Source organism: Hylemonella sp. P2_B10 (assembly GCF_056404875.1).
Map to the genome: position 1 here is coordinate 121,369 of NZ_JBFUDE010000003.1, position 19,520 is coordinate 140,888.

Annotated in this window: 12 protein-coding genes; 7 read left to right on the top strand and 5 right to left on the bottom strand. The window is 67.8% G+C overall.

From position 1 onward, the window contains the following. Window positions 1-34: 34 nt before the first annotated feature. Together AC1DX2_RS13060 and AC1DX2_RS13065 are read left to right on the top strand one after the other, a co-directional pair. Window positions 35-493, top strand: coding sequence for a hypothetical protein (locus AC1DX2_RS13060; RefSeq protein ID WP_477196794.1), 459 nt, complete (start codon window positions 35-37; stop codon window positions 491-493). Between the two features lie 35 nt (window positions 494-528). Continuing rightward, entirely contained in the window at window positions 529-1,314 is a 786-nt protein-coding gene (locus tag AC1DX2_RS13065; RefSeq protein WP_477197679.1) for a DUF2145 domain-containing protein, read from the top strand. On the opposite strand, the gene AC1DX2_RS13070 is transcribed toward AC1DX2_RS13065, so the two are convergent. After that, entirely contained in the window at window positions 1,298-1,972 is a 675-nt protein-coding gene (locus tag AC1DX2_RS13070; protein ID WP_477196795.1) for a TetR/AcrR family transcriptional regulator, read from the bottom strand. The two genes, AC1DX2_RS13065 and AC1DX2_RS13070, sit on opposite strands and share 17 nt — an antisense overlap. Before the next feature lie 249 nt (window positions 1,973-2,221). Between AC1DX2_RS13070 and AC1DX2_RS13075 the strand changes: the two genes are divergently transcribed. From AC1DX2_RS13075 to AC1DX2_RS13085, 3 genes are all read left to right on the top strand, one after another. Next, complete coding sequence (locus AC1DX2_RS13075; protein WP_477196796.1) at window positions 2,222-2,974, top strand: substrate-binding periplasmic protein; 753 nt, start codon at window positions 2,222-2,224, stop codon at window positions 2,972-2,974. 10 nt (window positions 2,975-2,984) lie between these two features. Continuing rightward, entirely contained in the window at window positions 2,985-4,586 is a 1,602-nt protein-coding gene (locus AC1DX2_RS13080; RefSeq protein WP_477196797.1) for a CHASE domain-containing protein, read from the top strand. 117 nt (window positions 4,587-4,703) lie between these two features. After that, on the top strand, window positions 4,704-6,455 hold the full coding sequence (locus AC1DX2_RS13085) for a hypothetical protein (protein ID WP_477196798.1): 1,752 nt from the start codon (window positions 4,704-4,706) through the stop codon (window positions 6,453-6,455). 2 nt (window positions 6,456-6,457) lie between these two features. Here the strand turns inward: AC1DX2_RS13085 and AC1DX2_RS13090 are convergent, their stop codons facing one another. The 4 genes from AC1DX2_RS13090 to AC1DX2_RS13105 form a co-directional block, all read right to left on the bottom strand. Continuing rightward, complete coding sequence (locus AC1DX2_RS13090) at window positions 6,458-11,644, bottom strand: heme utilization protein (protein ID WP_477196799.1); 5,187 nt, start codon at window positions 11,642-11,644, stop codon at window positions 6,458-6,460. Window positions 11,645-11,871: 227 nt separating this feature from the next. After that, window positions 11,872-13,050, bottom strand: coding sequence for a tRNA guanosine(34) transglycosylase Tgt (tgt, locus tag AC1DX2_RS13095; protein ID WP_477196800.1), 1,179 nt, complete (start codon window positions 13,048-13,050; stop codon window positions 11,872-11,874). A gap of 7 nt (window positions 13,051-13,057) precedes the next feature. After that, entirely contained in the window at window positions 13,058-14,149 is a 1,092-nt protein-coding gene (gene queA / locus AC1DX2_RS13100) for a tRNA preQ1(34) S-adenosylmethionine ribosyltransferase-isomerase QueA (RefSeq protein WP_477196801.1), read from the bottom strand. A 237-nt stretch (window positions 14,150-14,386) separates the two neighbouring features. Continuing rightward, a complete protein-coding gene (locus AC1DX2_RS13105) occupies window positions 14,387-15,622 on the bottom strand; it encodes an HD-GYP domain-containing protein (RefSeq protein WP_477196802.1) in 1,236 nt (411 codons plus the stop codon). Between the two features lie 96 nt (window positions 15,623-15,718). Between AC1DX2_RS13105 and recG the strand changes: the two genes are divergently transcribed. Next, window positions 15,719-17,794, top strand: coding sequence for an ATP-dependent DNA helicase RecG (gene recG / locus AC1DX2_RS13110; protein ID WP_477196803.1), 2,076 nt, complete (start codon window positions 15,719-15,721; stop codon window positions 17,792-17,794). Between the two features lie 133 nt (window positions 17,795-17,927). Then, entirely contained in the window at window positions 17,928-19,505 is a 1,578-nt protein-coding gene (locus AC1DX2_RS13115; RefSeq protein WP_477196804.1) for a DUF3369 domain-containing protein, read from the top strand. Window positions 19,506-19,520: the final 15 nt, after the last annotated feature.

Consider the following 19,520-nt stretch of genomic DNA (forward strand, 5'->3'; position numbering starts at 1 on the left):
ATTTGTTGGTCATTTTCTATTCAGGAGTTCTGACATGAAGCAAGGTATTGCAGGGGTGTGCGCGGCCGTGGTGCTGGCGCTGGCGGGTGGCCTGGCTGCCCCGGGGGCGCAGGCCCAAAGCGAGCTGTCGGCGTTGAGCGCGGTGTCTGCGCTGCCGGTGGCCTCGGTGCTGACCGGCGCCAGCGTGGCGGCCGGCGCCGTGATGGTGTTTCCGCTGGCCCTGTCGGCCACCGGGGTGGTGCTGACGGTGAAGGTGGTGGAGGTCAGCGCGCGCGGCACGGTGCTGGTGCTGGAGCGCGCGTCCGACGGCGCCCGGGTCAGCGTGGAAGTCTCCGGCAAGGCGGCGGGCGAGTTGTCGCTGGGGGTGGGCACGGCGGTGACGGTCAGCGTGGTGGGTGCGGGGGTGATCCTGTCGGTGGCCGGCAATGCGGTGGCCTTCATCCCCAATGCGCTGGGCCGGGCTCTGCTGTACAACGAGCGGGTGACGCGGTGAGGGCGGCGCGTACCTGGGTCCCTGGGTGGGCCGCTGTGTGGCTGGCGCTGCTGCTGTGCTGGTGCGGCGCTGCGCAGGCCGGGCGCAGTTGCGAGGGGCCGCGCCAGCCCAGTGCGCAGACGGTGGCGCGCGGCCTGACGCTGGCGCAGCGCACGCATGACAGCCTGGAGGCCAGTGGCGCGCGCGTGGTGCTGCTGGCCCGGGCCGGGCAGGACCTGAGCCGCTACGGGCTGCGCTACTCGCACCTGGGGTTGGCCTATCAGCAGGACGATGGCCAGGGCGGCCACGTGTGGCGCGTGCTGCACAAGCTCAACGAATGCGGCAGCGCCCGCGCTGACATCTACCGCCAGGGCCTGGGTGAATTCTTCCTGGACGACCTGTGGCGCTATGAAGCCGCCTGGGTGGCACCCACGCCCGACATGCAGACACGGCTGCTGGCGCTGCTGCAGGACCCGCAGCGCGCGGTGGCGCTGCACCGGGCGCCCTACAGCCTGGTCAGCTACGTCTGGGGCATCAAGTACCAGCAGTCCAACCAGTGGGCCATCGAGACGCTGGCCAGTGCCATGGAAGACAGCATAGGCAGCCGCGAGCAAGCCCAGGCTTGGCTGCAGTTCAAGGACTACCGGCCCACCACGCTGCGCATCGGTGCCTTTACCCGGCTGGGCGCGCGCATGTCCAGCGCCAATGTGGCCTTCGACGACCATCCGGACGACAAGCGCTTTTCTGACCGCATAGAAACCGTCACCGTGGATTCCATCTTTGTCTGGCTGCAGCGCACCCGGCTTGGCGGGCCACCGGTCCGGGTCAGCGAGTGGCAGTAGGCTTGCGCAGCAGCATGGCCTGGCGGGTGATCATGTCGGCCAGTGTCTCGCCCACCGCCTGCTCGTCCAGGGTGGGGTCGTCGAACATCATTTCCAGCGCGGCATAGACCATTTCCACCGCCAGGCGTGTCAACACCGCCACGCGCGGCACGTCGGTCTGCGGGTGCACGCTCATGAAGGCCTGCTGAATCAGGCCGCTGACGTGCGCATGCGAGTCAATGCGCACCTGGGCCAGCGCCGGCACTGCGCGCAGCGCCCGCGTCACCCACAGGCCTTCGGGCATCTCGCGCGTGACCGCCAGCGTTTGCTGGTACAGCGCGAAGATGCTGGCCGCGAAGGCGGCCTGCGGCAGCTTCATGGTTGCAGGCGTGGCCCAGGCCTGCACCAGTGTGTTTTGCACCGTCATCAACCGCGTGCCGAGTTCACGCAGCAGCGCGTACTTGTTGGGGAAATAGCGGTAGAGTGCCGGCGGCGAGATGCCGGCGCGCTCGCACACCAGGTTGGTGGACAGGCGTTCTATGCCCACTTCCGCCAGCAGCAGCGCCGTCACGCCCAGGATGTGTTCGTACGTGGCCACGGCGCGCTTCTGGCGCGGCATGGCCTTGCCGGCCAATTCGGGCTGCAGGGCTTGCGCACGGGGGGGCGGGGTGGCGGGCATGTGATGGTGAAAGTTAGTAATAGCTATTCTATGAACAGGCAAGGCGCCTTGGCAAGATTGTGCAGGCAAAGCGCCGGGACATCGCGCGGCGCGGTGACTTCAACGTCCGCCGCCGGTTAACATCGCTGCCACTTCATCAACAACCCATCGTGGGGGAGCGTGGCAATGGCTTTCGCGGCACTTGCGTTATCGGCGGGCCGGGCATGGCAGCGCGCCCGGATGGGATGCGCCTGGGGCTTGGGCCTGCTGATGGTCTTGGCAGCGGGCCACGCCCACGCGGCGGAGGGGCCTGATTGCAGCCGGCCGCTGACACTGGCCTTGCACGAGCACGGGTTGTTGTATTCAGCCGCCACCGGCGCCGGCATTGACAAGGACATGGCCGACGAACTGGCCCGGCGCAGCGGTTGCAAACTCATCGTCACCGTGATGCCGCGCGCGCGCATCTGGCAGCTGATCGAGTCCGGCGCGCTGGATTTCAGCCTGTCGGGTATCACCAATGAGGCGCGCGACAGGTTCGCCGCCTTCGCCTGGTATTTTTCCAACAAATACTACGTGCTGGTGCGCAAGGACAGCAAGGCCCAAGGCCTGGCCGATTTCATCGCCAACCCGCAGCTGCAACTGGGCGTGATACGGGGCTTTCGCTACAGCAAGAACGCCAACCAGCTGGTGGACACACTGGCCGCGCAGCGCCGCGTGGTGTATTCCTCCGGCCTCGATCCGTTGTACGAGGTGCTGACCCAGGGCGGCATACACGGCATGATCATCGAACCGTTTGACTATTCGCAGGTCACCAGCGCGCAGATACGCGACATCACCAGCGTGCTGGACACGCAGGACCCGTCGGTTCCGCACGGGCTGATCATGTCGCGCAAGGCGCTGTCGCCGGCCGAGCAGGACAAGTGGCGCCAGCTGGTCAACGCCATGCGCGCGGACGGTACGGTGAGGCGGATTTTCGAGAAATACTTCAAACCCGACCTCGCGTTGGCGATGACCAATTTCTGATGGGCACCGTGTGACCTGGTTTCGTCATCAAGCGCTGGCGCTGTTCATCCTGTTGGTGTCGCTGGGCGTGACCGCCTGGATGTGGCAGCACGAGCGCGAAGAGATGCAGCACGCCATGCAGGCCAAGGCCGACTTCAACCTGCGCGAGCTGAGCAGCCGCATCGAGCAGCAGATGGCCGCCTACCAGCAGATGCTGCGCGGCGTGCAGGGCCTGTATGCCGCCAGTGAGCGGGTTGAGCGTGCCGAATTCCTGACCTATGTGGACGCCTTGCAGTTGGGCGCGGATTTTTCCGGCATAGACGGCGTGGGCCTGGTGCCGCTGCTGAACGGCGCGCAAAGAAGCGCGCACGTGGCGGCACAGCGCCAGCAGGGTTTGGCCGGCTACGACATCCGTCCCACCGGCGAGCGCGCCCAGTACGCGCCGCTGGTGCAGCTGGAGCCCGCCGGCACGCGCACCCAGCGCCTGCTGGGCCTGGATTTGCTGGCCGAGCCGCAGTACCGCGTGGTGCTGGACAAGGCACGCGATTCCGGCGCTCCCGCCATCACCGCCAAGCTGAAAATAGCCCCCGATGGCCCGGGTGATGGCCAATATGGTTTCTGGATGTTCCTGCCGCTGTACGGCAAGGGTCTGGCGCACGACAGCGTGGCACAGCGCCGCGCGGCGCTGGTGGGGTGGGTGGCGGCGCCGTTTCGTATCAGCGACCTGATGGCCAGCCTGTACGGCGAGCGCGCCATGCAGACCGGTTTTCGCATCCACGATGGCGTGCAGTCCAGCCCCGACGCGCTGATGTACGACGGCATGCGCCATGCCAGCGGCGGCGAAGTGTTCACCTCGGCCACCGAGTACATGCAGATCGGCGGGCGCACCTGGACCTTGCAGGTGCAGTTCGTGCCGGCGCTGGAGCAAGCTGGCAGCACCGACCGCCTGCAGTTCATTGCCGTGGCCGGCATCTCCCTGAGCCTGCTGTTGACGCTGCTGACCTGGAACCTGGCCACCAGCCGCATGCGTGCCCGCTCGCTGGCGGGTGAAATGACCAGTGAGCTGCGTGCCAGCGAGCACCGTTTCAAGCAACTGGCGCAGCACGATGTGCTGACTGGCCTGCCCAACCGCTCGCTGTTCTCGGACCGACTGAACCAGGCGCTGGCGCAGGCGCGGCGCGACCGCGCCAAACTGGCCATGATGTACCTCGATCTGGACAAGTTCAAACCGGTCAACGACACCTTGGGGCACGCCGTGGGCGACCTGCTGCTGAAAGAGGTGGCCAGGCGCATGCAGGCTTGCGTGCGCGAATCCGACACCGTGGGCCGCATAGGCGGTGATGAATTCGTGGTGCTGCTACCGCATGTGGACAACCAGGACGATGCCTTGCTGGTGGCCGAAAAGATTCGCCATGCGCTGAACCAGCCCTTCGAGCTCGAAGGCGGGCACGTGGCCAGTATCTCTTCCAGCAGCGGCGTGGCCGTCTACCCCGACCATGGCACGGACGACATCAGCCTGTCGGCCGCTTCCGACCAGGCCATGTACGTGGCCAAGGAATGCGGTCGCAACCAGGTGCGACTGGCCGCCGCACCGATGGTGGCCCACGCAGCGGCCGTCGCCACGGCGCGCTGACCCTCCAAAGCAGCGAAATCCGGCTTCGCCCACCCGCATTACGCGGGCTTGGGGCCGTCGCCGGGTGAAATAATGGCCTGTGTGCAAAATGCGCCTATTTTTGGCGGTAGGAGAGGCATGGCTTCGGTTGTCTGGCAATGGGTGCTGCGGGTGGGTGTCCTGGTGGGAATGGCCTGCGGTATGGCCGCCTGTGGCGGCGGTGGCGGGGGCGGCAGTTCCGGCCCCACCACGCCACCGCCCACGCCCACCACGCTGACGGCGCCGGTCAACCTGGCGCCGGGCACGCTCGTGGCGCCGTACCCCACATTGCTGGGTTGGTCGGGCCAGCTGAGCTGGAGCGCGGTCAGCGGCGCCACCTCGTACAAGGTGGCGGTGCGCGATCTGGCCAGCAACACGCTGGCGGTGGACAGCAGCAGCAGCACCAACGCGCTGGCCGTGAACCTGACCAATGCCGCGTCCAAGCAATACAGCTGGACTGTCTCGGCCTGCAATGCCGACGGCTGTTCCCCCGCTTCCAGCGCCGCATTCTTCAACACCCAAGCGGCCCCGGCGCTGCCTGGCGTGCCCACCAACCCGGTGCCGGGTGACCCCGGCACCTACCCGCTGCAGGCCACCTCCAGCATCAGCTTTGGCTGGGATGCCATGCCGGGTGCCGCTTCGTACACGGTGCTGGTGACCACCACGGCCACCGGCGCGGTCAACCGCCAGTCCGTCACCGCCAACAGCCTGACGCTGGACCTGACGCCCTCCACCCAGTACAGCTGGATGGTGCAGGCCTGCAACAGCAGTGGCTGTTCTGCCAACACCGCCGCGCTGACCTTCCTGACCAGCAGTGCGCCGCCGGTGCCGGCCACCACCATCACCGGTGTCGCCGGCGGCAGCAACACCTCGTTCGCGCTGCGCTCAGATGGCACGCTGTGGGCCTGGGGGGCGAACGCCAAGGGCCAGCTGGGCGACGGCTCGGTGTTGCCGCGCAATGCGCCGGTGCAGGTGGGTACGGACTACATCGCGGTGGCCTCCAGCGCCACCAACACGCTGGCAGTGCGCAGCGACAACACGCTGTGGAGCTGGGGCCTGGGTGGCGCACTGCTGGGCGACGCCACCGTGGCCGAGCGCCATGCGCCGGTGAAAGTGGGCACGGGTTTCAAGGTGGTGGCCATCGGTGCCAGCAGCGCCATGGCAGTGAAGACCGACAACAGCCTGTGGGCCTGGGGCAAGGGCTACCTGGGCGACGGCAAGAACGCCACCAGCCAGACCACGCCGCTGCAGGTGGGCAGCAATTTCGCCAACGTGTCCGTGGGCGCGGGCAATGCCGTGGGCGTGGACAGCAACGGTGGCCTGCTGGTGTGGGGCGGCTACACCACCGCCACCCAATCTTGCGACCCGCAGGCCGCCGCCGCGCCGCAGGCCGCGCCGCTGCTGATTGGCACGGCCTATGCCAGCACCGCATCCAGTGGCAACAACGGGTTTGCCGTCGCCGCCAATGGTGACCTCTATGGCTGTGGCGACAACAGCGCTGGCCAGCTGGGCCTGGGCCATACCGTGGCCATTTCCTATTGGATGAACCTGGGGCCGGGCTACAAGATGGTGGCCGCCGGTCTGCGTCACACGCTGGCACTGAAGGCCGACGGCAGCCTGTGGGCCTGGGGCGACAACAGCCTGGGCGCGGTCGGCGACGGCAGCGGCAGCAACCAGCTCAGCCCGGTGCTGTTGGGCACCGGTTTTGTCGCCATCGCCGCCGGTGACACCCATTCGCTGGCCATCAAGGCCGACGGCACGCTGTGGGCCTGGGGCTCCAACGGCGCTGGCGAGCTGGGCGATGGCACCACCGTCAACCGGCTGGTGCCGGTGCAGGTGCGCGGCTTGTAAGTTCAGATCAGCGGCGGCTGCCGCTCCTCGTCCAGCGTGCGTGACAAGTGGCCTGTTGACGGGCCGTGGTGCAGCAACCCGCCCGCGTGCACAGGCACTGCGCTAGCCGCGGGATCATGCGTCAGCAACGGGGCTGGCGGGCCGGCCAGCACATCAGCGCTGTTGGCGGGTAGCGCGTGGTCCCCGCCCTGCGCGGTAGCGCCAGTCGAGCTGGCGCTGGCATCTGGTGTGGCGCCGTCGGCGCCGCTGCCCGGCGTGTTGCCCTTGCCGAACCACACGTCAACCAGCTCATGCACCTTGCCATCCTGGGTGGTGTAGGAAGAGATCAGGCCCAGCAGATTGCCGTTTTCGACTTCGGTGCCCACCTGCGGGGCCAGGTTCAGCGCCACGATGCCCAGCTGGTCCATGCTGACCAGTTCACCGGCGTCAGATTGGCCGTTCTGGTTGCGGTCCGCCCAGACCTTCAGCTCGGTGAAATTGGCGTCGCGGTTGCTGATCTGGCCATCGTGGTTGCTGTCCAGCGCGGCCAGGGCATCGAAGCCATTGCGCGCCAGCTGGCCGCTGACCAGCGTGGCGGTGCCGAACAGCTCGCGCCCGTTGTTGATGAGGCCATCGTGGTTCAGGTCGCGCACCAGCAGTCCGTCGCCCGGCGCCACCCAGCCTGTGTGGCCGGCCGTGCCGGTGGCGTTGAGGTCGAAGTGGACGCCATTGCTGGCCGCCGCCGTGGTGTGCACGCCGTCGCCGTTCAGATCCAGCACCAGCGGGCTGTTGATGACGGCGTTGATCTGGGCGCTGTTCATCACATTGATCTGCGGGCTGGTGAAGGACGTCACATGGCTCATGTCCATGCTGGTCAACTGGCTGACGCTCAGCGCCACCACTTGGTCGGTGGTCAGTGCCGGTATCTGGGCGGTGTTCAGCGCGAACATCTGGGCGGTGGTGGTGGCCTGGATGTCGGCAATGCTGATGACCGAGATCTGTTCGGTGGTCAGCGCGCGGAAGTCAGTGGTGGTGATGGCCGCCCACTGCGCGGTGCTCAGCGCCATGATGGCTGCGGTGCTCAGGTCGTCAATCTGGTCGGTGCTGAGCGCGCGAATCTGTGCCGTGCTCATGGCGGCGACATGGGCCGTGTCCAGCGCGGCGATGTGGGCGGTGTCCAGGCTGGCGATCTGGGCCGTGGTGAGCGCGCGGAAGTCGGCCGTTTCCATGGCCGCCACCTGGTCGGTGCTGAGCGCCTTCAGGTCGGCGGTGGGCACGGCACTCCATTGCGCGGTGGTCAGTGCCACCAGCGCGTCGGTGCTCAGCGCCGCAAAGGCGTCGCTGGCAAGTGCCCTGATTTGTGCCGTGGTCAGCGCCGGCGCCTGCTGCGGCGTCAGCACGGCCAGGTTGTCGGTGGTCAGCGCAATGAACTGGGCGCTGGTCAGCGCGCGCAAGTCTGCGGTTTCCATCGTGGTGAACTGGCCCGCCGTCAACGCGCGGATGTCGCTGGTGGTCACCGCCACCCATTGCGCGGTGCTCATGGCCACCAGATCAGCGCTGTTCAACGTGGTGAACTGGCCGGTGGACAGGGCCTGGACCTGGGTGGTGGTCATCGCCGCCACATGGGCGGTGTCCAGCGCGGCGATCTGGTCGGTGCTCAGGCTGGCGATGGCTGCCGTGGTCAACGAGGCAAATACCGCCGTACTCAATGAGAGGATGGCGTCGCTGGCCAACGCCGAGAGCTGCGCGCCGGTGAGCGCGCGGAACTGCGCGCTGGTCAGGGCCTGCAACTGGCTGGCGGTGAGCGCGGCGATGTCGGCGGTGTTGATGACGGACACCTGCGCGGTGGTCAGCGCGCGCAGGTCGGCCGTCTCCATGCTGGTGAACTGGTCGGTGCTCAGCACCTGAATCGCCGCTGTCGACATTGCCGCCCACTGGCCGGTGGTCATGGCCACCACATCGTCGGTGCTGAGCGCGGCGAGCTGGCCCGGACCCAGTGTGCGCACTTGCGCGGTGCTCAGTGCCGCCGCCTGCGCTGGTGTCAACGCGGCGACATGGGTGGTGGACAGGCTGGCGATCTGGGCCGTGGTCAGCGCGCGCAGGTCGTTGGTGACGATGGCGGTGAATTGGTCGGTGGAGAGCGCGCGCAGGTCGGCGGTGGTTACCACGGCCCATTGGGCTGTGCTCAGGGCCACCAGGTCGTCGGTGTTCAGCGTTGAAAACTGGCTGCTGGTCAGCGCCGCCACCTGGGCCGTGGTCATGCCCGCCACATGGGCGGTGTCCAGCGCCGCGATCTGGGTCGTGCTCAGCCCGGCGATGGTGGTGGTACCCAGTGTGGCGAAGGTGGCCGTGCTCAGGGACAGCAGCGCGTCGGTGGCCAACGCCGCCAGCTCGGCGGTGGTGAAGGCGCGGAACTGCGCCGTGCTCAGCGCTTGCAGTTGGGCCGACGTCAGCGCCGCCACTTCGTCGGTGCTCAGGCCCGCGACCTGCGCGGTGGTCAGCGCGCGTATGTCGGTGGTCTCTATGGCGGTGAACTGGTCGGTGCTCAGCGCCTGCAGGTCGGCGGTGGTTACCGCCGCCCATTGGGTGGCGGTCATGGCCACCAGGTTGTCGGTGCCCAGCACGGAGAACTGGTCGGTGGTGAGCGCGCGTACCTGCGCGGTCGTCATGGCCGCCATGTGGGCGGTGTCCAGCGTGGCGATCTGCCCGGGGCTGAGCGAGGCGATGGTGCTGGTGCTCAGCAACGCAAAGGCCTGCGTGCTGAGCGCGGCGATGTTGTCGGTGCCCAGCGCCGCCAGTTGGGCCGAGCTCAGTGCCTTGAACTGCGCGGTGGTCAGCGCCTGCAGTTGTGCCACCGTGATGGCGGCGATGTCGTCGGTGGCCAGGCTGGCGATCTGGGCGGTGGTCAGCGCGCGCAGGTCGGCCGTCTCCACGCTGGTGAACTGGGCCGAGGTCAGCGCCTGCAGGTCGGTCGTGCTGACGGCAGCCCACTGGGCCGTGGTCATGGCCACCAGGTTGGCGCTGGGGATGACGGAGAACTGGTCACTGGTCAGCGCGCGCACCTGCGCCGTGGTCATGGCCGCCATGTGGGCGCTGTCCAGCGCGCTGATCTGCGCCGGGCTAAGCACGGCGATGGTGTCGGTGCTGAGCAGCGCGAAGGTGCCGGTGCTCAGGTTGGCGATCTCGGCCGGCGTCAGCGCCGCCAGCTGGGCCGCCGTCAGCGCTCTGAACTGCGCTGTGCTCAGCGCCTGCAGTTGCGCCGTGGTCATGTTGGCGATGTCGGCCGTGGTCAGGCCGGCGATCTGTGCCGTGGTCAGCGCGCGCAGGTCGGCGGTTTCGATGACGGTGAACTGGTCGGTGCTCAGCGCCTGCAGGTCGGCCACCGGCACGGCAGCCCACTGGGCAGTGGTCATGGCCACCAGGTTGGCGCTGGGGATGGCGGCAAACTGGTCGCTGGTCAACGCGCGTATCTGTGCCGTGGTCATGGCCGCCATGTGGGCGGTGTCCAGCGCGGCGATCTGGCCGGTGGCCAGGCCGGCGACGGTGGTGGTGCTCAGCAGCGCGAAGGTGTTGGTGGTCAGCGCCGCTATGTCGGCGGACGTCAGCGCCGCCAATTGGGCCGCTGTCAGCGTCCTGAACTGTGCGGTGCTCAGCGCCTGTATCTGGGCCGTGGTCAACGCGGCGATGTCGTCGGTGCCCAGGCTCACCACTTGCGCGGTGGTCAGCGCGCGGATGTCGCTGGTCTCGATGGCGCTGATCTGCGCGGTGCTCAGCGCCAGCAGGTCGCCGGTGGTGACAGCCGACCACTGGGTGGTGGTCATCGCCACCAGGTCGGCAGTGCTCAGCGAGGCGAACTGGTCGCTGCTCAGCGCGCGCACCTGCGCGGTGGTCATGGCCGCGATGTGGGCGGTGTCCAGCGCGGCCAGTTGCGCGGTGCTCAGGCCGGCAATGGTGGTGGTGCTGAGCTGGGCGAACGCGGTGGTGCTCAGCGTGGCGAAGTTGTCGGTGCCCAGTGCCGCCAGCTGGTCGCTGGTCAGCGCCTTGTATTGCGCGGTGGTCAGCGCCTGCAGCTGCAGGGTGGTCAGCGCCGCGATGTCGTCCGTGCTCAGGCTGGTGATCTGCGTGGTGGTGAGCGCGCGTATGTCGGCGGTCTCCAGGCTGGGGATCTTGTCTGACGTCAGCGCCGCGATGTCGGTGGTGCTCACCACCGCCCATTGGGCCGTGGTCATGGCCACCAGGTTGGCGGTGCTGAGCGCGACGAACTGATCGCTGCCCAGCACCTGGATCTGCCGCGTGGTCAGCGCCTGCACCTGGGTGGTGTTGAGCGCGGCGATGTCGCTGCTGCTCAGGCTGACGACCTGCGCGGTGGTGAGCGCGCGCAGGTCGGCGGTCTCCAGGCTGGGGATCTTGTCTGACGTCAGCGCTGCGATGTCGGCGGTGGTCACCGCGGCCCATTGGGCGGTGCTCATCGCCACCAGGGCGGCGGTGCTCAACGCAGAGAACTGGTCACTGCTGAGCACCTGGATCTGCCGGGTGGTCAACGCGGCCACGTGGGCGGTGTCCAGCGCGGCGATCTGCGTCGGGCTGAGCAGCGAGATGGTGCGGGTGTTCAGCGCCGCGAACACCGCCGTGCTCAGCGCGCCCACATTGTCGGTGCTGAGTGCGGCCAGCTGGTCGCTGTTGAGCACGGCAAACTGCGCGCTGGTCAGCGCCTGCACCTGCGGCAACGTCATCGCCGCCACTTCCATGGGCGTCAGGCTGGCAATCTGGCCAGTGGTCAGCGCCCGGATGTCGGCGGTTTCGATGACCGCGAACTGGTCGGGCGACAGGGCCTGGACGTCCGCCGTGGGCACCGCCCCCCACTGGCTGGTGCTCAGGGCCACCAGGTCGTCGGTGCTGAGTGCGGTGAATTGCGTCGGCGTCAGCCCCCTGATCTGCGCAGTGCTCAGGGCCGCCAACTGGTTGATCTGCAGGGCGGCGATCTGGTCGCCACTCAGGCTGCCAATCTGCGCCGACGACAGCGCGCGCACCTGGTCGGTGCTCCAGGTGCTGAAGGCTGTGGCGCTGACGGTGGGAATCTGCGTCGCCGTCAAGGCCGCGATCTGCGCGCTGCCAAAGGTGGCCCATTCGTCGACAGAGATGCTCTGCACCGCCGCCGTGGAAAGGCTGGCGATGCGCGCCGGGCTCAAAACGGAATAAATCAGACCCATGACAGGGCTGGCCGGACGGCTTGTGGGTCCGCCGGGCATGAAGGGAAAGAGGGTTGCTGCAGCATGGGTCGCAATGGCGTGGGTGCCATGTTTCAGTCTAATTCAAGCCCCCCGGCTTGAACATGACATTTGGCCGGGGTAGCAGGCCCTTTTTACCCCCTTTTCCCGCTTGCCTCACGCCCTTGTCCGCCGGGTTGCTGCGCCGCCGCTGGCGGTACGGCGTACGGTTAGACCCCGCGTGCGCGGTCGGCGTGGAACTGGCGCACGAATTCACCCAACTGCCCGGCGTCCAACGCAGCGCGGATCTCACGCATCAGGTTCAGGTAGTAGTGCAGGTTGTGGATGCTGGCCAGCATCGGGCCCAGCATCTCGCCGCAGCGGTCCAGGTGGTGCAGGTAGGCGCGGCTGAAACCGCCGGTGGCCTGGCCGTTCACCGTGCTGCCCTTGCAGGTGTAGCAGGTGCAGGTCTCGTCCAGCGGCCGCGGGTCGGCCTTGTGGCGGGCGTTGCGGATTTTCAGGTCGCCAAAGCGGGTGAACAGGTGGCCGTTGCGGGCGTTGCGGGTGGGCATCACGCAGTCGAACATGTCGATGCCGTTCTGCACGCCGGCCACCAGGTCTTCCGGCGTGCCCACGCCCATCAGGTAATGCGGCTTGTGGGCGGGCAGTTTGGGGCCGATGTGCTGCAGCACCCGCATCATGTCTTCCTTGGGCTCACCCACGCTCAGGCCGCCCACGGCGATGCCGGGCAGGTCCAGCGCATTGAGCCCGGCCAGCGAGGCGTCGCGCAGCGCTTCATGCATGCCACCCTGCACAATGCCAAACAGCGCATTCGGGTTCTGCAAACGCGCAAACTCGTCCTGGCAGCGCTTGGCCCAGCGCAGGCTCAGCTCCATCGACAGCTTGGCCTCGCGCTCGGTGGTGATCTGGCCCTTGGTCTTGGGCTCCACCGACACATAAGGCGTGCATTCGTCGAACTGCATCACGATGTCGGAATTCAGCGTGGTCTGGATCTGCATGGAGATCTCGGGCGTCAGGAACAGCTTGTCGCCGTTCACCGGCGAGGCAAAGCGCACGCCTTCCTCGGAAATCTTGCGCATCTCGCCCAGCGACCAGACCTGGAAGCCGCCGCTGTCGGTCAGGATGGGCTTGTCCCAGCACTCGAACTTGTGCAGGCCGCCGAACTGCTGCATCACGTCCAGCCCCGGTCGCATCCACAGGTGGAAGGTGTTGCCCAGGATGATCTGCGCGCCCATGTCGTGCAGCGAGGCCGGCATCACGCCCTTGACGGTGCCATAGGTCCCCACCGGCATGAACACCGGGGTTTCCACCACCCCGTGGTTCAGCGTCAGGCGGCCACGGCGCGCGTGGCTGGTGGGGTCGGTGGAGAGCAATTCAAAGTTCAGCATGATGGGGTCAATCCAAAGGGGTGCGGGGTGTGCGCTGGAGCAGCATGGCGTCGCCATAGCTGAAGAAGCGGTAGCGCTGCGCTATCGCGTGGCGGTACAACGCCATGATGTGGTCGTAGCCCGCAAAGGCGCTGACCAGCATCATCAGTGACGACTTGGGCAGGTGGAAATTGGTCAGCAGCAGGTCCACCACCTGGAATTGAAAGCCGGGGGTGATGAAGATGTTGGTGTCGCCCTGGGCCAGGCCGCTGCGCGCCCAGGATTCCAGCGTGCGCACGCTGGTGGTGCCCACCGCCACAACCCGGCCGTCACGCGCGCGCGTCTGGGCGATGGCATCCTGCGTGGCCTGGGGCACCTCATACCATTCGCTGTGCATGCGGTGTTCGGCGATGTTCTCGGTCTTCACCGGCTGGAAGGTGCCGGCACCCACATGCAGTGTCACGCTGGCGCGCTGCACGCCGTGCGCCTCCAGCGCGGCGAGTACGCCAGCGTCGAAATGCAGCGCGGCGGTAGGCGCCGCCACGGCGCCGGGCACGCGGGCGAACACCGTCTGGTAGCGCTGCGCATCCTCGGCCGAATCCGGGTGGTCTATGTAGTGCGGCAGCGGCACATGGCCGTGGCGCTCCATCAGCGTATAGGGGTTGTCGCCGGCGGGGTTGTGCAGCCGCAGGCGGAACAACGGCCCGTCCTCATCCGGCCAGCGGCCCATCAGTGTGGCGTCAAACCCACCCTGTGTGGCGCCCCCGGCCATGTGCAGCACACCACCCACCAGCGGCTTCTTGCTGACCCGCATGTGCGCCACCACGTCGTGCGCGCCGGCTTGGTCGACCGCCTCGTTCAGCACGCGCTCGATCAGCAGCTCCACCTTGCCGCCGCTGGACTTTTCACCATAGATGCGGGCCTTGACCACCTGCGTGTCGTTGAACACCAGCAAGTCGCCTGGGCTCAACAACCCTGGCAGCTCGCGGAAGATACGGTCCACGGGCGGCGCGGCGCGGCCATCCAGCAGGCGCGAGGCGCTGCGCTCGGCTGCGGGGTGCTGGGCAATCAGTTCGGGGGGGAGCGAAAAATCGAAGTCGCTCAGCGTGAAGGTGCGCATGCTGTTTCCTGAGGGCTGTACCGGCCCGTGCCATGAAATGAAGGGCGCTATTGTCGCATGGCGCCTGCATTGGTTGGCATGTCGGCTTTTCAGCGTTGCGCGTGTCAACGAGTCCGATGTCGCTGGGGCGCGTGGCGGAGCGGAATCAAGGAGGAGGGCCGCAGGCCCGGGGGACATCCGCGTAGCCACGCGCCCCAGTGGCGTCGGCAGCCAGAGACCGAGTCGCCCGAGCAGGGCTCAAGGAGGCCCGGCAATACCCGACCACAACTCGTTCAGGTCCGGGAAATTCCAATCCAGCGGGTCCTCGCGCTGCACGATCTTGTCTTGCGTGGCCGGCTTGGACAAATCGACCAGCTCCGGCATGGTGCGCATGTCGGACTTGACCGAAAAGAACACCTTGACGATGGGCGCCGTCAGCGAGCCGCTGGACTGCTCCGTCACCACACCCAGCCGGCCCGAAGCCAGACGCACCAGCGAGCCGGTGGGGTAGATGCCTATGCTTTTGACAAAAGCCTGGAAGATCTGGGGATCGAAGCGCCCCGGTGCCCATTCCGCCATGCGTTGCAGCGACACCGCCGGGTCCCAGCCCACCTTGTACGGCCGGTTGGAGGTGATGGCGTCGTAGACGTCGCACACCGAGGCCATCTTGGCAAACAGGTCGATCTGGCCTTCCGGCAGCGTCTGCGGGTAGCCGCTGCCATTGACTTTTTCGTGGTGCTGCAGGCACACGTTCAGCGCCGTCGGCTCGGTCACGCCGCTGTCCACCAGCATCTGCCAGCCGTCGCGCGGATGCCGCTTGACGATCTCGAACTCGGCCAGCGTCAGCGTGCCGGGCTTGTTCAGGATCTCCAGCGGCACCGCCGCCTTGCCGATGTCGTGCAGCAAGCCGCCCATGCCCGCCAGGCGCACTTGGGCGTCGTCCAGGTTCAATTGGCGGGCCAGCGCCACCATCAACGCGCACACGGTGACCGAATGCATATAGGTGTACTCGTCGGCCGACTTCAGGCGGGCCAGGCTGATCAGCGCGCCGGCATTGCGCGTGACCGAGTCCGAAATCTCCTGCACCAGCTGCTGCGCGCCCGACACGTCCACCGAGCGGCCCATGCGCGCCTCTTCGAAGATGGACTGCACCGCCGCCTTGGATTGCGCGCGTATCTTGTTGGCCCGAAACAGCTCTACCGAGGCTTCCACCCGGTCGAGGTCGCGCGCGGGGGTGTTGCTGGCCTGCACGTCGGCCGCCACCTCGGCGGCCGTGGCCAGCTGCGCCACCGGTGCATGGGCCGCCGGCACGTCCAGCCCCTTGGAGGTGTCTATCCAGACCTCCTTGATCTTGCTGGCGCGTATCTGCGCCAGATCACCGGGTTCGGTCAACAGGAAGCTGTTGCGCCAGAACGGGTGGTCCAGCCAGGAGCCGCAGAACTCCTTGATGTGCATCCCCAGCACCAGATCGCCAACGCCGATTCGCTTGAACATCGGGGTCAGGATACCCCCAAACCCCGCCAGGCCGCCTCGCAACAACCCGTGTTGGCGCCAATCTGGCGTATTGGTACAACAAGGCAAAATCGGCCCATGCCCGACAAAGCGCAGCCGCCCGCCAACACCCTGAGCCCGCCGCAAAAGGCGATGCTGAAGCTGGGCCTGCGGCGCGACATCGACCTGGCGCTGCACCTGCCGCTGCGCTACGAGGACGAAACCCGCATCACCCGGCTGCGCGATGCCCGGCCGGGTGACGAGGTGCAGATTGAGGGCGTGGTGACCACCAATGAGGTGGTCTACCGCCCGCGCCGCCAGTTGCTGGTCACGCTGGACGACGGCTCGGACACGTGTCAGTTGCGGTTTTTCAATTTCTACCCGTCGCAGCAAAAGGCTTGGGCGCTGGGGGTGCGCGTGCGCGCGCGCGGCGAGCTCAAGGGCGGCCTGCTGGGCTGGACCATGCTGCATCCGGCCTGCAAGGCCGCCGGCGGCGAGTTGCCGCAGGCACTGACGCCGGTCTACCCCACGGTGGCGGCGCTGCCCCAGGCTTACCTGCGCAAGGCAGTGCAAAGCGGCCTGGCGCGCGCCGAACTGTCCGACACCCTGCCGCCGGGCACTGCGCCGCCGCCGGGCCTGCCGCCGTGGTGGTCGTTGCAGCAGGCCCTGCAGTTTCTGCACCACCCGACGCCGGATGTGTCGCTGGATGCGCTGGCAGACCGCAGCCACCCGGCCTGGCTGCGGCTGAAGAGCGAAGAATTGCTGGCCCAGCAGCTGTCGCAATTGCAGGCCAAGCAGGCGCGCGACAAGCTGCGCTCGCCCCGGCTGACCACCCGCACGGGGGAAGGCTCACTGCACCACCGGTTGATGCAGGCGCTGCCCTTCCATTTGACCGGCGCGCAACAGCGCGTGGGGGACGAGATTGCCGCCGACATGGCGCGCCCGGTACCCATGCACCGCCTGTTGCAGGGCGACGTGGGCTCGGGCAAGACGGTGGTGGCCGCGCTGGCGGCAGCCCTGTGCATGGACGCCGGCCACCAGTGCGCGCTGATGGCACCGACCGAAATCCTGGCCGGCCAGCACTTCGTCAAGCTGGTGGGCTGGCTGGAGCCGCTGGGCGTGCGCGTGGCCTGGTTGACCGGCAGCCAGAAGAAGAAAGAGCGCGCCGCCATGCTGGCGCTGATCGCCTCTGGCGAGGCGGGGCTGGTGGTGGGCACCCATGCGGTGATCCAGCAGCAGGTTGTCTTCAAGAGCCTGGCGCTGGCGGTGATCGACGAGCAGCACCGTTTCGGCGTCGCCCAGCGCCTGGCGCTGCGCGACAAGATGGCCACTGGCGACCTGGAGCCGCACCTGCTGATGATGAGCGCCACCCCCATACCGCGCACCCTGGCCATGAGCTACTACGCCGACCTGGATGTCTCCACCCTGGACGAGCTGCCGCCCGGCCGCAGCCCGGTGGTGACCAAGCTGGTGGCGGATGAGCGGCGCGAGGAGGTGGTGCAGCGCATACGCGCCCAGTTGGCGCAGGGGCGCCAGGTGTACTGGGTGTGCCCGCTGATCGAGGAGAGCGAGGCGGTGGACCTGGTCAACGCCACGCAGACGCACGAGGCCCTGCAGGCCGCGCTGCCGGGCATCAGCGTGGGCCTGCTGCACTCGCGCATGCCGGTGGCTGACAAACGCGCGGTGATGGCCGAGTTCGTCGCCGGCCGCATGGGCGTGCTGGTCAGCACCACGGTGATCGAGGTCGGGGTGGACGTGCCCAACGCCTCGCTGATGGTGATCGAGCATGCCGAGCGCTTCGGCCTGAGCCAACTGCACCAGCTGCGTGGCCGGGTGGGGCGCGGCGCGGCGGCCTCGGCCTGCGTGCTGCTGTATGCGCGCGGCGAGGGTGCCCGGCTGGGCGAAACGGCGCGGGCGCGACTGAAGGCCATGGCGGAAACGCCCGACGGCTTCGAGATCGCCCGGCGCGATCTGGAGATCCGCGGCCCCGGCGAATTCCTGGGCGCGCGCCAGTCCGGCGACGCGCTGCTGCGTTTTGCCGACCTGGCCACCGATGTGCTGCTGCTGGAGTGGGCGCGCGCACTGGCGCCTGAGATGCTGGCGCGTCATGCCGGGCTGGCGCAGCGCCACGTGCAGCGCTGGCTGGGGGACCGGGCCGAGTACCTGAAGGCCTGATCGCCCACCATTGTGCGGGCGAACCGGCGCCGCGACAAGCCCACCGGGCGGCCTGAGTTGGTACACAATGGGGTCAACGGACAGGGGCACGCGCGGCTTCCCGTGACAACCCAAGACGGACGGTACGGATCTGATGGACGACGATTTTCTGCTCGAAGACGATGTGGCGCGCCCGGCGGATGCGCTGCCCGAGATGCGCCCGTGGCGGGTGCTGATCGTGGACGACGAGCCCGATGTGCACGCCGTCACCCGCTTCGCGCTGCGCAACGTCAGCTACAAGGGGCGCGCGCTGGAGCTGCTGTCGGCCCACAGTGGCGCCGAGGGCTACGCCCTGCTGGCGCGCGAGCCCGACATCGCGCTGGTGTTCCTGGATGTGGTGATGGAAACCGAGCAGGCCGGCTTGCAGCTGGCCCAGGACATACGCAACAAACTGGGCAACCACCTGGTGCGCATCGTGCTGCGCACCGGCCAGCCGGGCCAGGCGCCTGAAGAGAGCGTGATCGTCGACTACGACATCAACGACTACAAGGCCAAGTCCGAGCTGACGGCGCAGAAGATGTTCACCACCGTGATCGCCTCGCTGCGCGCCTACGACGGCCTGCTGGCCATAGAGCGCAACCGCCAGGGCTTGGCCAAGATCCTGGAGGGCTCGGCCAACCTGTACGAGATCCGCTCGCTGCGCGAATTCGCCTCCGGCGTGCTGAACCAGATCGGTGCCATCCTGGACGTGGGCGCCGACGGCGTGCTGTGCGTGCTCAGCGATGAGCGCCCCGGCGATGGCCCGCAGACCCGGGTGATCGCCGCCACCGGCAACTACGCCCCGCTGGGTGAGCAGGAGACCCTGCCCGACGACCACGAATGGTCCGGGCTGATCGCCAAGGCCTTCGCCGAGAAAGGCAGCCAGTACCACCCGGCGGTGGATGTGCTGTTCGTGCACACCAAGCAGGGCCACCAGTTTGCCGTGGTGGTGACGCCGCCCTGGCCGCTCAACGAGCTGCAGCGCAGCCTGCTGGCGGTGTTTTGCGACCGCATCTCGGCGGCCTTTGACAACCTGCACCTGTACGGCCAGCTCAAGCAGGCCCAGGAGGCCACCGTGGTGGCGCTGGCCGACCTGGCCGAGTCGCGCGACGCCGACACCGGCGGCCATGTGATGCGGGTGTGCCGGCTCACGCAAGCCATTGCCGAGGAATTGCGCGCGCGCGGCAAGTTCAGCGCGGAGCTGACGCCCGAATTCATGGCCATGGTGGGCATGGCCAGCATCCTGCACGACGTGGGCAAGGTGGCCACGCCCGACAACGTGCTGCTCAAGCCCGGCCTGCACGACAGCGACGAACGCAACATCATGCGCCACCACGCTGCTGTTGGTGAGCGGGTGCTGACGCGCGCGGCCAGCATGCTCGCCGGCATCAACTACCTGTCCTACGGCGCCCAGATTGCCGGCGGCCACCATGAGCATGTGGATGGCAATGGCTACCCGCGCGGCCTCAAGGGGGGCGACATCCCGCTGGCGGCGCGCATCGTGGCGGTGGTGGACGTGTTTGACGCCCTGCTGCACAAGCGCCCCTACAAGCAGCCCTGGCGCATGGACGAGGTGCGCGAGTACGTGCGCTCGCGCAGCGGCACCCAGTTCGACCCCGACGTGGTGGACGCGCTGTTTGGCTTCATCGACACCCACAAGCCCGACTGGCTGGTGGGCGATGGCGGACACTGACGCACGGACCGCCGC